The organism is Actibacterium sp. (assembly GCF_041584535.1).
Classification (GTDB): Bacteria; Pseudomonadota; Alphaproteobacteria; order Rhodobacterales; family Rhodobacteraceae; genus Actibacterium_D.
In genome coordinates, this window is sequence record NZ_JBFHDW010000364.1 from 1 (window position 1) to 2,254 (window position 2,254).

General features: G+C 61.0%; 2 protein-coding genes. Both read right to left on the bottom strand.

What is annotated here, in order from left to right; translation table 11 throughout:
* The coding region (locus ABYW26_RS13610; protein ID WP_372605450.1) for an acyl-CoA dehydrogenase family protein at positions 1 to 1,027 on the bottom strand (1,027 nt) is incomplete at its 3' end.
* Between the two features lie 16 nt (positions 1,028 to 1,043).
* Positions 1,044 to 2,252 (bottom strand): thiolase family protein, encoded by a 1,209-nt coding sequence (locus ABYW26_RS13615; protein WP_372605451.1) that lies wholly within the window; start codon positions 2,250 to 2,252, stop codon positions 1,044 to 1,046.
* Positions 2,253 to 2,254: the final 2 nt, after the last annotated feature.

Sequence of the window (2,254 nt, forward strand, 5' to 3'; positions counted from 1 at the left end):
GGATCTGCACCGCTTTGCCGGCGATTTCGACGGCCATTTCGGGTGCATACCATTTCGCCATCGAGGTCTGGGTGTCACAGCGCACGCCCAGGTCCAGACGTTGCAGCCCGCGCTGGCACAACAGGCGCGCGGCATCCAGGTGCGTGGCCATGTCGGCCAAGTAGCCTTGAATCAACTGGTGCCCGCCGATCGGCTTACCATGTTGTTGGCGATCCTGCGCATATTTGACGGCACATTCCAACGCCGCCTGCGCTATGCCAATGCTCGTCAGGCCGACAAACACGCGAGCGCTCTCAAACAGTTTCAATGTCTGGAACAGGCCGCCGCCTGCATTACCCAGAACATGGTCAGCGCTGGTTTCGGCACGGTCGAAAAACAATTCGCAGGTCGATGCACCGATAAGCCCCAGCTTGCGCAATTCGCGGCTCTCGTAGTTGCCGGTATCGCGGTCGACGATGACCATGGAAATACCGTCGTCCAGATTGCAGACAACGATGGCGAAATCCGACTGGGCCCCATTGGAAATCCAGAGCTTCTGGCCAGTGACGAAAATCTTATCGCCCTCGCGGTCCGCACGTGTCTTGACCTCGCGTACGTTCGAACCGACCTCTGGTTCGGAAATACAGGTGGCACAGATCCGTTCGCTGCGCAGGAGCGGCTTCAGATAGGCCTCTTTCTGCGCCACATTTCCCAAGAGGTTGACCGCGAACACGGCATGACCCTGAATCAGCACCGCGATTGCCAGATCGGCCCATATCCGGGCCAGTTCCTCGTATAGGATGCCATAGGTCATGCGGTCGATTCCGGCACCGCCGTCCTCTTCGGGGATCAGGCCGCTGATCAGCCCGAATTCCTCGACCTTGGCGAACAGGGACTTCAGGGTTTTCGCATCGGGGGGGTGGCCGAGGTTCTCGTATTTCTCGGCCAGCGGCGCGAACTCTGCCTCGGCCATCTTGCGGAAGTTTTCCAGCAACATGCGTTGCTCATCTGTATAGATTGCCTGAGCGGCGGCGATCACGTTTTCCATGGTTCGTCTCCTTGTTTCAACGGCCCAGAATGGTGACGCAGGCGGCCGCTTCTTCTACCCCGTGCAACCCCCCGCCGTTTTCGGCGATGGCGTTCTTTGCCCCTTCGACCTGACGCGCGCCAGCTTCGCCGCGCAGTTGCGTGACCAGTTCGAAAACCTGCCCTATCCCTGTGGCACCGACCGGGTGGCCCTTGGATTCCAACCCGCCCGAGGGGTTCACCGGAATGCGTCCACCGATCTTTGTCTCGCCGCGCAGACTGGCGGGACCGCCCTCGCCGAATTCGACAAATCCGAGGTTCTCGATCTGGATCACTTCGCCCACGGCCGTGGCGTCATGCACTTCGGCCACCGATATATCCTCGGGGCCGATCCCGGCCTGTTCATAGGCCTCAAGCGCGGCAAGCCGGGTCAGGTGGTTCTTGTAATCTTCCGGCGGACGATCGGTGCCCGAGCGCAGGATCGCGGCCTTGACCTTGATCGCGCGCGCGGGATCTAGGCCCAGACGTTTTATCCCCTCGCCGGTGCATAAAACGGCCGCAGCGGCCCCGTCCGAGATCGGGGCGCACATCGGCAGGGTCAGCGGATAGGTGATCGGCGGCGCGGCCAATACCTGATCGACGCTCATGGCTTCTCGGTATTGCGCCAGTGGATTATGCACGGAATGCGCATGGTTCTTGGCGGCGACGGCGGCGAACTGTTCCTGAGTTGTGCCAAAGGTCTTCATGTGCAGCCGGGCGAAGCCTGCGTAGACATCCATGAACACGCTGTAGGGCTTGGGCGATTTCGATCCTTCGGGTTCCTCGACCCCTGCACCCAGATCGGCCAGCCGTTGCGCGACCTCTTCGCTGTTGCTGACGTCCCAGCCGCTGTCGAAGGCCGAAAACATCAACGCACGGTCGTCAGAATACATCTTTTCGGCGCCCACGGCGAGACAGCAGTCGCCATTGCCGGCCTTGAGGAAATCGACTGCCAGTTTGAACCCGGTCGAGGCGCTGGCGCAGGCGTTTTCGACATTCACCACCGGAATGCCCTGAATGCCCATTTCACGCAGCGCGATTTCGCCGCGGATCATGTGCTGGCCCTCCATGTGGCCCTGCACCGCGTTCGAGAAGAATGCGCCGTCGATACGATCTGCCGTCACTCGGGCATCGGAAAGCGCGGCGGCGACGGCCTCGCCGGTCATGTCCTTGATGGTTTTGTCCCGGAACTTTCCGAACGGCGTCATCC

Coding starts and splice junctions, on each gene's coding strand:
- ABYW26_RS13615 (WP_372605451.1), bottom strand. CDS start 2,252: ATGACGCCGTTCGGAAAGTTCCGGGACAAAACCATCAAGGACATGACC.